Origin of the sequence: Nocardioides sp. (genome assembly GCF_047607365.1) — a bacterium.
Classification (GTDB): domain Bacteria; phylum Actinomycetota; class Actinomycetes; order Propionibacteriales; family Nocardioidaceae; genus Nocardioides.
The window spans coordinates 1-14400 of record NZ_JASGDD010000054.1 but is presented as its reverse complement, the minus strand read 5'-3'; the positions used below and the strand labels follow the sequence as shown (position 1 = coordinate 14400).

Genomic DNA, 14400 nt, shown 5'->3' with positions numbered 1-14400 from the left:
GCGGTGGCGCCACCAGCGCCGCGGTGCGCTCGCAGAGCCGCAGGCCCACCTGGTCCCGGGCCGGGCCGCGGTCGCGGGCGGCGAGGTAGCGGCGGATCGCCAGGGTCAGGCCCGGAGGCATCCGGCCGAGGTCGGCTCGGGAGGCCCACCCCGCGAGCGCCGGCGGCATCGCCGGCGGCGGCGGGAGGCTCACCCGGGCGCGGTCGCGGACGACGTACGTGCCCGCGGCGTAGTCGCCGAGGCGCTTCGTGCGGGCGGAGAGGATGGCCGCGAGGAAGGCGATCAGCCCGCTGGCGACGTAGATCTCGACCACGCCGACGATCGCGCGCACGAAGGCGTGCTGGAACGTGATCGGCCCGGCGTCCTCGCGGACCACGCGCAGGCCGAGCGCCCACTTGCCGACCGTCCGTCCGCGGGTGAGGGTCTCCTGCGCGGTCGGCAGGCCGACCAGCGTCAGGGCGATGGTGACGATGACCGCGACCTGCGCCCAGGCGACGTCGGCTCCGGCGGCGGCGCCGGTCACCAGGACCAGACCGATCCCGATCGACGCCAGGATCATCACGATCAGGTCGATCAGGCCCGCGAGGATGCGCACGCCGATGCCCGCCGCCGGCAGGTCGAGGGCGACGGCCTCGCCGGTGACCACCTCGTCGACGTCGCGGGGGCCGTAGCCCTGTGGCCCGGAAGCCCCGCTCAGCCCGCTCATGTCCGGCAGGATACGGGCGTGGATGTCGATGCCTACGTCGCCGCGCACTGGGCCGAGTGGGAGCGCCTGGGCGCGCTCGTACGCCGGCGCCGGCTCAGCGGCGCCGACGCGGACGAGCTGGTGGAGCTCTACCAGCGGGTCGCGACCCACCTCTCCGTCCTGCGCAGCGCCGCACCCGACCCGTCCCTGTCGGTCCACCTGTCCCTGCTCCTGGCGCGGGCTCGTGCCCGGGCGGCCGGCACCCGCACCAGCACGTGGCGCTCGGTGGGCGGCTTCTTCGCCGAGCGGCTCCCCGCCGCCCTCTTCCGGCTGCGCTGGTGGTGGCTCGGCATGGTCGCGGTCAACGCCCTCGTCGTGGCGGTGATGATGCTCTGGCTGCGCGAGCACCCCGGTGTGGAGCAGTCGATGCTGAGCCCCGAGGAGATCGACCGGCTCGTCAACCACGACTTCGCCGACTACTACAGCGAGCACTCCGCGTCGTCGTTCGCCGCACTCGTGTGGACCAACAACGTCTGGGTGAGCGTGCAGTGCCTCGCATTCGGCGTGCTCGGGCTGCCGGTGCTCTGGGTGATGCTCCTCAACTCCGCCAACCTCGCGGTCATCGGCTCGATCATGACCCGGCACGGGCACGGCGCGGAGTTCTGGGGGCTGATCCTTCCCCACGGCCTGCTCGAGCTGACCGCGGTCTTCCTCGCGGGCGGCGTCGGACTGAGGCTGTGCTGGGCCTGGATCGCGCCGGGCGACCGGAGTCGTGCCCAGAGCCTGGCCCGCGAGGGCCGCACGGCGGCGACGGTCGCGCTCGGCCTGGTGATGATGCTCGCCGTCAGCGGCATGATCGAGGCCTTCGTGACGCCGTCGGGGCTCGGCACGGCCGCCCGGATCGGCATCGGGGTGGCCGCCGAGACGGCGTTCCTGGCGTACGTCCTCGTCGTCGGCCGCGCGGCCGTCGCTCGCGGCCACGACGGCGACCTCGCGCCCCACCTCCTCGACGACCGGGTCGCCACCCAGGCATGACTTTTTCACGAGGGCGCGAAGCCATCCGCAATAGCCCGATCGGGCCGTTTCCGATGGTGCTCACGGGTCATATCCGCGAGTTCGGACCTGATGGTCGCGGATTCCTCTTGCCGCCCCGTCCACCAAGAGGCAACTCTCGGCACGTCGCGATGGTCAGCGACCGACAACTCGGAAGGCATGGGGGCCTGTCGTGAGAGTTCGATCCGGTGGCGTGGGGCGTCGCTCGGTGGGCCTGGCGGCGCTGAGATCTCGGGTACGGCGCCCGATCCTGCTCTGGGTAGCGAGCGGAACGGCCGGAGCGGTAGTCCTCGCGGGCCTCGCGATCGTGAGCGTGTCGATGGCAGACGATGGTTATCGCCTCCCCACCCCGGCGGAGGCATCGCAGCCTCACCTGGGGCAACTCGCTGCCATGCGTCGGCCTGGAACGACGAAGGGCGTGCACATCGATACGCCCCCAACGGTTGAAGGTTCCCTGGAGGAGCCGACCGTTCCCGAGCTTCCTCCGACCAAGACCTCTCGCCAGTGTGGCACCGCGAGTTCCTCTGATCCTGTCGTCGAGCTCGAACGAGGTGACAAGGTCTGTACTGCCACCCAGACCAGCTCGTCGGGGGATGTGGCCGGCCTCCAGCGCCTTCCGCGCTCCTCCGCGACCGCCAGCGACCCCAGTGGCGTCGACGTGGGGGCCTCGCCTGGCGCGAAGGAGCCGTCGGCCACGCCTAGTACGGCGCCTTCGCGTCAGGCGGGGCCGTCGGCATCGGCTGTCCCCGACGGGGCTGGCTCCCCGATCCCGAGCCCGTCGTCAAGCGGCGGCACTGGAGGGTCACACGGCGAGTCGCCCACGCCGAATACGGGCGCCCCTACCGCGAACGCCTCGCCGGCGGCCTACATCAACAAGGCGGTCCAGACGGGCGGTGCAGGAAGGTTCCTCTCGCCCAACTGGTCCCAGCGCTCTTTGGCCACGCAACCGCCTGCCTTGAGTGGAGCCTCGTCGGTCTACGACCCCGTCCATCAGCAGACGGTCCTCTTCGGAGGGTCGACCAGTACCGGGGCTTCGGCTCAGACATGGATACAGAGCTCACTCGGCTGGACCAAGCTCACCCCGCCGGCATCGCCCCCCGCCCGCTATCGCGCTGGCATGGTGTGGGATGCCAGCCAGCAGACGGTCCTCCTCATTGGAGGCCAAACGAGCGCCGCCGGCTACCTCAATGACGTCTGGAAGTGGGATGGCACCACCTGGTCCGCGGTCACGACCACTGGAACTGCGCCGTCAGCTCGGTCAGGCGCGGTCGTCGTCTACCAGCCGGGCCGCGCAGGGACCATCCTCTTCGGAGGGTTGAACGCTTCGGGCAGCTTCAACGACACCTGGATGTTGAAGAACAACGCCTGGTCGCTCATTCAGGCCAACGGAGCGTCCACCACGCCTTCAGCGCGCTGGGGCGCAACCGGCATGCTCGACTCGTATAACAACGTCGTTCTCTTTGGCGGAATGGCAGTCAACTCTGGCCCTCAGGGCGACACTTACACGCTAAGTACGAACGGCACGACGTGGGGGTCCTCCTCTCCCGCCCATACGCCGCCCGCCCGGTTTGGCGCGTCGGGGATCTTCGATCCGGCCCTTGGAGTGGGAGTCGTCTTCGGAGGAGTGTCGTACAGCGGCAGTACGCCCACCTATCTGAACGACACCTGGGCCTGGACGGGCGGCGACTGGTTGCTAGCCTCGGGAATCGCCTCGCCGACAGGCCGAGCGTTCGCGACCACCTCCACGGATGCACGTGGCCAGGTCTCGATGTTCGGTGGCCAGAACAGCTCGATCCTCTCCGAGACCTGGATCTATGACGCGTCGGCTCCGCTGCTCACCCTCTCCGTCAGCGGGGCTTCCGATGGCACCACGGCAAGCCCGGTCTACTACACCGGCGACACGGTCCAGTTTGATCTCACGCTCACGAACCCAGGGTGGTCGGCTGTCCCGCTCAGCGCGGGCTCGACTCTCGCTTCTTGGGTCACGGCCGGGCTCAGCATGGGGGGAAGCACTCTTCAGTTCAATGGTGTGGTCCTGGCCCCCTGCACGAGCGCGATCGTCGCTCCCTGCGGGAGCATCTCGAACCTGAACGCGCTGATAGCGGGCATCACTCTGCCGGCGGGCGGATCTGCTACCGCTCGCTTCTACGCCGTCGCGGCAGGCGCGCAACAGGGGTGCACGATCCTGAAGCCGAGGGTCTCCGTCGGGAACCGCTTCGGAGCCTCCGTCTCCGCCGGTGCCGACGTCCCGATCTGCGGCGATGGGCTCGGCCTTGAGGATTCCTGGACGTTCGACACCACAGACCTCGGCAATGGATCCGCTGCCCGCGTCAACGTCGCCAACGGCAACGTGGTCCTCCAGGCCTCAGATTCGACGCCTGTCCAGTCGCGTGGAGGTCTTGAGATCGGACTCACGCGGACCTACAACTCCCAGGAACAGATGACGGCGACCGGCCCTCTCGGTGCCGGGTGGCAGTTCGACATCGGGGAGACCGGATCCGAGGCCGTAACCGGCATCGGGTTTGGTGGACTCAAGCTTCCGACCCTTCAAGGTCTCACGCAACCGATGGCCGTCGCCTACGTCGATCGTGATGGGACTCGCCACGTGTTCACTCTGCGATCTCTTCAGGAGAACGGCGAGATCGGCCTGGACATCGATCTCGGTGCCGCGACTGGCAGCGCAGTGAGGACGCTTCTGGACGAAAGCACCTTGCCGTTTGCTATCCATCCCAGCGGTGACGATCCGCCCTATGCAGACCTTTGCATCGACCAGACCTACACCGGGCCAGCCGGAACCGGGATGAACCTGTTCCGCTACGTCGGAGTGGGATCGGACAACGCCTGTGCGAACCCCGCTGCGTCGTCGGGAATCGTCGTCGGATGGTCCCTCGTGCGAACGGACCGTCTCCGTTACGACTTCAACGCCACGGGGCAACTCATCCGCATCACCGACCCCAGCGGCCAATCCCTCGACTACACCCCTGGCACTGTCTACGGGCCGACCAAGATCGCCCCGTCGACCTGTGCAAGCACGAGCACATGCCCGTCCCTCACCATCAACTACGACGCGGGCGGGGCAGGAGCGAACCGTCGAGTCACCGTCACCGACACGGCCGGACGAGTTACCTCGTACGTGGTGACACGCGATCCAACTCCCACCTTGATCGAGGTGTGGCAGCCCGGCAACCCGTACAGCACGGTAACAGGCGCCGTGCCCTCCAGTCGCTACGCCTACTCAACTCTTTCGGCTCCCTGCTCGGGATCGGTCAGCGGGACGTCGTCCGTAGCCCAAATCTGCTCGGTCACGGACGCATCGGGCGGTAAGACCACCTTCGACTATGAGCCTGCGAGCCTCGGACCTGACCGCGTGCACACCGTCACCGACCGACGAGGCAACGTGTCCGGCGACGGGTCGACGACAGGTCTCGCGACCCGTTACACGTGGCAAGCCGCCGCGGGCAGTGTGGCGGCATCTGCAACCGCTGACAAAGCCACTCCGGCACAGATCGCCTCCTGTGACGGCACGGCCGCCTGTCGCCGAACTCGATACTCCGGGATCGATACGCGTGGACGGGTTGCGGTCATCGAGGAAGGCACCGCCAACAACGTCTACCTGCACCAGACGGGCTACTTTTGGAACACTGCCGCCACAGCCGCCTTCGGCGGCGTGGACTGCACCGTGGGGGCTGCAATGCAGAACGTCACGGACCTGAACGTCCAGAACTGGCTCTGTCAGGTCATCGATCGAGCAGAACCGTCGTCGACCGCCTTCGTTCTCGGGCAAGCCGGAACCACAACGGGCGGAGGTGTCACGGTCTCGGATCATGCAGTGGACTATTCCTACAGCCCGCTCGGACAACTGGTTCGCACCCGCGTGCTGCGCGACGCATCCCAGCCGTGGACCGATGCCAATTCCGACATCACCACCTACGGCAGCCACGAACAGTACTTCGAGTCCGACGGGCAGGTCCGGACCTACGACTACACGCCGCACGGCCACGGCGCCGTCGCGATCGAGCAGCACGACGGAGGCGCCGCATACCGCCAGACCGTCCTGGACGATTCCCCGATCGCCTACTGGCGACTGGACGAGACCGACAACACGCCCGGGGTCGAGATGAGGAGCGAGACCGGGACGAACAACGGCGTCGTCACCCATCCGCTTGCTTTGGGCGAGCCCGGGATCATGCCGGGGCACGGAGCCGCCCTGGAGTCGGCGAGCCCCGACGGCACAGGAATGGTCTCCACGGGTTCCGACCTGCCGTCGGGAGCCTCGGGATCCGACGGTGAGTTCAGCATCGAGACCTGGCAGCGGAGCGACTCGCTGTGGCCCGAGACCTCGCTGACCTGGGGCGACCTCGCCGGATCGAGCCGCGCAGTGATCGCCTCGCGCGACCTGTTCTCGTTTCCGAACATCGGCTTCTACACCAACGCAGCCGAGGGCGAGTTTATGTCGACCGACGGGTACGCGCTCGTGCTCGACGGCCGCTGGCACCACGTCGTCTACACCTACGACGGATCCTTCACCAGTGCGGGGCTCAGCATCTGGGTCGACGGACAGAAGGTTCCTCAACTGGGCCCGCGCGACACCACCAGCGCGGTGGCGCCCTATGCCTCGTCCACTGACCCCGTCTACCTTGGCGGCAACTCCCAACTCGGCGTCGACAACGGCGGCTCGTGGCTGGATGAGGTCTCGGTCTACGATCGAGTGCTGAGCAAGAGTCAGATCGAGAAGCACTACAGCGACGGCAGTCCTCTTGGCACGCTTCTGCCAGGGACGATGTTCGCGGTCGCCGACCAGACTGCGCAGCTAAGCCCGCGCGGCAACGCCGCTGCCGTCTGGGGCGACTACCTCACCACCTACCGTCGCGACCTTCCTGCAGTCGGTACGATCGCGTCGATCAACCATGCCGCTGGCTCGACCATCTGCGGTTCCGCAACTCGCGGCAATACGGGGGTTCTGTGCGAGGTCGACACTCCTGCTTCCAACGGCGTGCCAGCCGGCGACTGCGCCTCTCCCGTTTCCGGCCGCCCGGCAGGTGCTTCGACGCCACCTACGTCGGCAACCTACGCCTTCACCTGTACCACCTATCGCTACAACGGTGCCGGGCAGCGCATCGAGACCCGCACCCCCGGAGCCCATGCGCGAGGATCTGACAAGGCGCTTAGCTACGCCTATTACGACGACGTGTCCACCTGCTCCGGCGACGCCCGAGTCAATTGCGACTTGTCCGGCACGGTCTCAGCCGGCGGATGGCTCAAGTCCGTCACCGATCAGGCCGGCGAGAAGGTCATCTACGCTTACGATGCGGCCGGGAACGTCGTGCGTACCTGGGATCGCAACGCCACCCACGGCCTACCCGCCGACACATGGAGCGACCCTAGCGCCCCACCGTCCGACGCGTATTCGGAGTCGGTCTACGGAAGTCCAGTCACGCCGAACTCGTTCACCGTCTCTGCTCATGGGATCGCCGCGATCCTGAGTGATGGGAGCGTGGCCGCAGCCGGCGACAACAGCAACGGCTCCGTCGGCATTGGCTCCACCACCGCGAAGCCGTCCGCGACAGCGGTGCCGATCATGCACGACGTCGTCCAGGTCGCCTCGACCACTGGCGGCGCCTCCACATCGTGCCCAGCCACCTACTACCTCACCGGAGGCGGCGACGTCTGGGTCACCGGACTCGACGCCGGGACCTCCACCTCATACCCAACCAAACTCGCCGGGCTAGCCAACATCGCCTCGATCGCCGTCGGAGCTTGCCATCTCGTCGCGCTCGACGACCATGGCCGCGTCTACGTCCACGGACTCAACGACGTGGGTCAACTCGGCAACGGCAGCACGACCGCCACCACCGCGGTCACCCAGCCGTTGAGCGGCGTAGTAGCTATCTCGGCCGGCGCGACCCACAGCCTCGCGCTGAAGGCCGACGGCACCGTCTACGCCTGGGGCAGCGGTGCTGACAGTCAATTGGGCCTCGGCAACACGACCAGCCAAAGCTCGCCGACTCTGATCCCGAACCTCACCGACATACGGGCGATCGACGCAGGCGTCGGGACATCCTTCGCCATCCGGCGCGACGGAACGGTCTACGCCTGGGGTCGAAACACCCAAGGAGACCTCGGACTAGGAGACACGGCGACCCACGCCACGCCTACTGTCTCCTCTACCCTCGGCAAGGGCAGCTCGGCCGGAACGGTCAAGCAGATGGTCGCCACAAACGGGGGTGGTGCCGCTCTGATGTCGTCCGGCACGGTCCGTGCCTGGGGACTCAACGACAGTGGCCAACTGGCAGGGGCGTCGGGCACCTATCAGGCAACGCCGATCGAAATCGCCGGCCTGGGACGTCCGCTAGCCGTTGCAGGCGGCGGAAAGACCTTCCTCGCCGCCGACGCTGCTGGTCAGATCAGGGTCTGGGGTGCAACCGGTTCGTATCAGCGAGCCGACGGCACCAATCCTGCGACCACCACGACACCTACTGTGGCGGGTATCTCCATCTCGCCGTATCAGCGTCCCGGGGGCTTCGTGAGATCGACCCGCGACGCGGCCGGCGATACCAGCGCCACCACCTACGACCTACTCAGCAACCCGCGAACGCAACGTCCGGCACGGGGGTTTGCCACGTGGACCAGCGCGTACGACTCGGTGGCCTCCTTCGACGCGGCCGACCGGATCACGTGGTCCTTGTCGGCGGCCAATCACGCCACCGCGGCCGGCGTCACCACGACCTACGATCCGTTTGGAAACGCCGTTAAGGTCATCAACGAGCGCGGGTACGCGACCGTGTCCACGTTCGACGCGGTGGATAGGCTGCGTAGCGTCCAAACTACCCGCGGCAGCCCGAACAGCCTGTACTCGACGTGCAATTTCGTGGCCACGACAGCTGTTTACACCGCGGCGCAGAACGGTCACGCCATCTGCATGACTGTCACAATCTATGACGGGCTCGACCACCCGATTGTGGGTGTGGATGCGACGGGCCAGGTGACGCGCAGGACGTTCGATGCGGCCGGGAACCAAGTCAAGATCGAAATGCCGCGAAATGACTCCACCTATACGACGGTAACGTCCACTGCCCTCTATGACGCCGATGGCCACCTCACCGTGTCCTGTTCGCCTCGGCAGATGGACACGGCCCACGAGGCTTCCGCAACCGGAGACTGTGCTGCGGGTAGCGCCTTCGCCACAACCACAACGTGGGACCGCGCCGGTCGCCAATCCGCCGTCGCCACTCACCGTGGCTCGGTCGCCCTGACGAAGACGGCCACGTTCGACGCCGATGGCAACACGACCGCGACCACTGACGCGAACGGGCATACCGCGACCGCGACATTCGACCTTCAGGGCCGTCAGCTCTCCCAGACAGTGCCCCGATCGGCGTCGTCGTCCTACACGACCGACATGACCTATGACTACGTCGGCAATCTCATCGCCTCGCAGACTCCCGGTGTCCTTGCGACAGGCAACGGCAGTGCCGGCGACCTCGTGGTTGATGGAACGACCGCGGCCAGCTCCACCGACGGCGTCGCGCACGGCACCGCCAATCCGTTCCTGATCCCGGTCGGCGCTCAATACCAGGACGTCACTCTCCAGAACGGTGCGGTTGCCACCACCGCGAGCGGCAACGGACTTCTCTTCTATGCCACCGGCACGGTGACCATCAAACCCGGCAGCAACCTCACCATGACCGGCGCCGGCGGGACTGGCGGACTCGCCGGGACCGGTGCCCTCGGCGGCAACGGCGGTGACGCACAGAATGCCAACCCTGGTTTCGGTGGCAAGGGTGGCGCCGGCGGGCTCCTCGGTCTCACTCCCGCGGCCGGAGGTGGAGGGGGAGGCCACAAGACCTCCGGCACCAACGGACAAGGCCTCAGCGCAGGCTCGTCGGGCAAGGAGAGCGGGACAGCGGACTTCACCGATGTTGGCACCGGCTCAGACGCCGACTACCTCTCCGGCTCGGGCGGTGGAGGAGGCGGCGGCGGAAAGTCGTTGCTCGGCAGCGCTGGGAAGGGCGGCGACGGCGGCGGGTTCATCCACGTCATCGCCGACACGATCACCACAGGCACTTCTGGTGCCGCCGGCGGCACCATCGTCGCCAACGGCAAGGACGGTGGTGCGGGCTCCAACGGCTCGGGTGGTGGCGGCGGCGGAGCGGGTGGAGGCGTCTGGCTCACCGCGAACACCGTCGCACTCGCCACCAGCGCCGACATCACCGTCGCGGGTGGCGCCGGAGGAGCCGGGGGCGGACTCTTCGGCGGCGGGGCAGGAGCCCCCGGGTACATCCGCGTCGAGTCCAGCGATGCCACGAACCTCCCGGACGGGGTCGACCGCACCCAGGTCGCCGCCGTCAACACGAACGCCTACGCCTACGACGCGGCGAACCGTCTGACCGACCAGCTCCTTGGAGCCCAGACGCTCCAGGCCAACCCTCAACTCGACCACAGTGCCGCGGCAGCGCCCGACGCGTACGGCTACGCCAACACGCGTACGCACTACCTCTATGACGTCGACAACCAAATCGTCGCCGTCCTCAGTCCGAATGCCTACAGCACCCAGGCATCACTGACGAACCCCGACGTCGACTACGCCACACGGATCGACCGCGACCTCAACGGCCGGGTGTCGGCCTCCTACAGCCCGCGCTACGACACCGCAAGGACCGCACTCGACGATCTGGCCTCCAGCGGGTCAAGCGACGGAGCGCTCGGCGCCAATCAGCAGAAGGCCCAATGCTCTGTGGGAGGGGCCGCCGTCGTCGACTACATCCCCGGGCTAGCTTCGTACCCCACCAGCCTCGGGGTCTGCGCGATCCGCCAGACCTACGACGCCGCGAGCAACCTCGCCCGACAGGTTCTCCCCAACTCGGCCAACAACGGCACCGACGGCCGCTATCTGGACTACACCTACACGGACGACAATCTCCTCCAGACGGTCACCGGTCCCGACCCGCGGGCCACCACAGCGACGTCGACCGCGCGGATCACAACTGCAACCGTGGTCGAGGACGGCAATGGGCGGACGGTATCTGTCACCGACGGACGCAATAACACCACCCAGACCACCTACACAGGCGACGGACTCGTATCCCAGGTCGCCCAGGCGGCCTACGGATCACTGACGCACGTCACCAAGACGACGTGGGACGCCGACGGCAACCAGAAGACCCGGACGGACCCCAACGGAGCGATCACAACGTGGAACTACACCAGCGATGGACTGGTGTCGAGTATCGCGGCGCCCGGCAAGGACGCATCGACGACCAACACCACCCAGTACGACTACGACGCCGCCGGTAATCCGACCAGCGTGCGGCAACCCCAGCAGGTTGCCGCCGGGGATCCCGCAACGGTCAACACCTACACCTATGACAACTTGCTCGCCTCGACGTTTGCTCCAGCCAACGCGAACTTCGCTCGAGTCAACCGTTACACGTACGACCCCACCGGCGCAAAGGCCAGCTCGACGGCTGGGACCTGCGGCTCGGCTGACATCGCCAGCTGCACCGGAAGCGCCTGGCACTCAGCCGGCACGCAGCGTTTCACCTACGCAGCCAACGGGCGCGCTATCGATCAGATCGGTCGCAAGTCCTTGGCGATCACGACCCGCTACGACCAAGCAGGCAATCCGACCCAGATCATCGATCCGACCAGCGGCGGGACCACGATCGCTGCGTCCTACTACCTCGACGGTCAGCTCCGCACCGCGACCGACGGCAACACGGACAACGGCTATGCATGGGACGGATCCGGCAATCCGACCGTCCGCACCGTCCGCACCACCAGCAGTGGTCCCACCGGAGGCAGCACCAAGGTCACCAGCTACGGATACAACGGCGCCGGCCTGGCCATCGCCACTCAGACCGACGTTCTCTCCAGCGGCACAGGGATCGGTTCAGGGCACACCGTCAACACGTACAACGCTGTCGGCGAGCCCAGCACGTCCGTCTCGGGCTCCCATCAGACAGCCTGGACCTGGAACGCAGACGACACCCTCAACGGAGTCGCCCAGACCTACGGCGGCACGCTTCAGCTGTCCACCCTGTACACCTACGACAACAACAAGCAGGTCAAACGCCAGACCGTGACAACGGGCAGTGGTGTCCCGGTCGCGACGTACGTCGACGACTACACCTACGCGCCCAGCGGAAACCTCACTTCCTGGAGCCACGACCCAGACGGCTCGAGCGGCGCGGGTGCCACGGCGACGACCTACGCATGGGACCGCAACAGCAACAAGGCGAGCAGCTCCGTCACCCCGCCTGGAGGCACCGCATCGACGACCAACTGGACCTACCAGTGGGATAACACGCTGAAGACCGTTGATGCGCCCGGCACGAATTTCGACGCCACTTACACCTACAACGACGGCGGTCAACTCACCAGTGACGGATGCTCTAGCTATACCTACGACGGATTCGACCGCACGAAGAAGGTCACCAACTCGAATAGCACGATCTGCGGCACATCGAGCAATGACCCCCACACAACCACCTTCACCTACGACGGGCTCGACCGGCAACAGACGTCAAGCGTCACCGGCTCCTCCACTTCCGCGGAGAACTCCACCCTCACGAACTCCTACGACGGGCTGAGCTCGACGGTCGCCGGCCAGCAGAACGCGGTGAACGGGAAGCACTCCCATCCCGAGGTGCTTTACGCCCTCGACGCGACGGGAACGCCGTATGGCTACGCTCAGACGGCGGCCGACCCCATGATCGCCCTGCTCGACATCAACGGCCTCGGCGACACCGGTGCGATCACCAGTGATTCCGGGACTGCGATCTGTTCGGTCAGCTACGACCCGTTCGGCAACCCGATCGGCGCCGCAACGACCTCCAATGCCAGCGACATGTGCGCATCCGGCAGCCCCGCGACCCAGTCCTCGGCCACAGCGAACGCCGTCTGGTACCGAGGGCAAACCCGTTCCGCTGCCACCGGTGACTACCAGCTGGGCGCACGCACTTACGACCCGGCTACCGGCACTTTCACGACCCCCGATGCGTTCCGACTCGCTGCCCCCGGTGCCGACCTCGCCATCGGGACTGACCCCGTCACCGCGAACACCTACACCTACGTCAACGGCAATCCCATCAACGCTGTCGACCCCTCGGGCCACCGCGCTATCGATGCGAGCGGCAACGAACTGTCGCCGTGTGTGTCTAACCCGCGTTCGTGCACATCGAAGGCGGCTGCCAAGGAACAGAAGGCTTACGACAGGCTCCTGAAGAGCCAAGCCAAGGCACGAATGTACGCGGCGGCAAGAGCTAGAGCCAAGCATGCTTCAGACTTAGCGTTCTACAAGAAGAACGGCTACTTCCCCGATCAGGTTCGCGTTTGCGTGAATCAACGCTGCGGGATTGTCTCCGGCATGGGCGAGTCGCCGTACATCGATCCGCTCTACGACAAGCAAGTACGCGCTTTCTTCCAGGCCGTGGTCGTTATCCCCGTCGCCGCCATTGCGACTGCCGGCTGTCTCGCGGCTGCGGAAGCTTGCGCCGGTGCCGCGCTAGAGTCCATTCCGGGCGCTGAAGGTGCTGCGGGGCTTGGCCTCGGCGGTGGGGCCGGAGCAGCGGTCCTCGCCGACAAAGTTGTTGGTGGTGCCGAGAGCGCCGCAAACGGCGTAAGCCGCTTAGTCCCTGGAGGTGGTCTTGCAGCGCACGAAGCCGCTGGTGGCCACGCCCTGGCGCGTCACCTAGGAATGACCGATGCCGACCTCCTCGCGCGGCTCTCGGCGCAGCCAGGCATCACTGGTGCCTCGTCTTTCAGTAGTCGAGCCGTCGCCGAGAGTTCGGTCGCCGGACTGCTCGACGCAAATGCCTCCGGCATCAGCAGCTGGCTGGCCGGCTCGGGAGGAAAGCTTGTGTTGAATGGCAGTGTTGGAATCACAGGGAGGTATGTGGCCCAAGGATCAACGGCCGTCTCCAATGTCTCCGGAGTCCGAGCAGTCCTAGTACGAGACGCGAACATGTCCATCGGCTACCGAATCCAGACGGCCTTCCCAACGCCATGAACTACCCCGCACTCGAACTCCTCACCCAGGGCTATCTGACGCTCGACTGGCCCGACGACTATCCGAACGCTTGGGCTGCTGTCGACGACTACGTCGCAAGTGAACCCATCGCGGGCCAACTGCCAGATGAGGTCGCTCAGGTCGTCGCAACGATCGATTCGGAGGAGGGCCTGCGCGCGTTGATCATTGGCGAGCTCGGTTGCGGGTACTTGCCGGATTCGGATGGTTTCACGATGACGACCTGGCTACTCGCAGTTGGCGAACGTGTGCGGCGGGGACGCGGGCGCAGGTCGCACCGGTGACGGGGGAGAAGTACGACCTCGCCTACACCTACTCCGCGGGCTGGCCCAAGGCGGTCACCGCGACGTCGGTCAGCACGACGACGGTCTTGGGGGTCACGACCACGGCCACGTCGTCCCAGACGGTGTCCTATGCCTACGCCGACGCTGCGCATCCCCATGCTGCGACCAGCCTCAGCGCCTCAGGTCTGACTGGCGGTGCGTTGACGTTGGCGGCCGGGTTGCCGAAGGGACTGCTGTACGGACAGGTGACATCTGATCTGCGCCGGTTGGAGCCGGCGCTGGAAGGATGTGCACCATGCCGAAGGCGTTCCCCAGGGAGTTCCGCGAGGACGTGATCAGGGTCTATCGGGACT

4 protein-coding genes are annotated in these 14400 nt (G+C 66.7%); 3 read left to right on the top strand and 1 reads right to left on the bottom strand.

The window, feature by feature from the left end; genetic code table 11:
- Positions 1–706, bottom strand: a 706-nt coding sequence (locus QM572_RS04895) for an RDD family protein (RefSeq protein WP_415090635.1), incomplete at its 3' end; no start/stop codon positions are given.
- Between the two features lie 18 nt (positions 707–724).
- Here QM572_RS04895 and QM572_RS04890 point away from each other — a divergent pair.
- The 3 genes from QM572_RS04890 to QM572_RS04880 all read left to right on the top strand — a co-directional run bounded on the left by QM572_RS04890 (position 725) and on the right by QM572_RS04880 (position 14047).
- Positions 725–1720: a stage II sporulation protein M gene (locus QM572_RS04890; RefSeq protein WP_415090633.1), complete on the top strand. Its 996-nt coding sequence runs from the start codon at positions 725–727 to the stop codon at positions 1718–1720.
- A gap of 1135 nt (positions 1721–2855) precedes the next feature.
- On the top strand, positions 2856–13745 hold the full coding sequence (locus QM572_RS04885) for an RNase A-like domain-containing protein (protein ID WP_415090631.1): 10890 nt from the start codon (positions 2856–2858) through the stop codon (positions 13743–13745).
- Positions 13742–14047, top strand: coding sequence for a contact-dependent growth inhibition system immunity protein (locus tag QM572_RS04880; protein ID WP_415090628.1), 306 nt, complete (start codon positions 13742–13744; stop codon positions 14045–14047). Before QM572_RS04885 ends, QM572_RS04880 begins: the two co-directional genes overlap by 4 nt.
- Positions 14048–14400 lie beyond the last annotated feature (353 nt).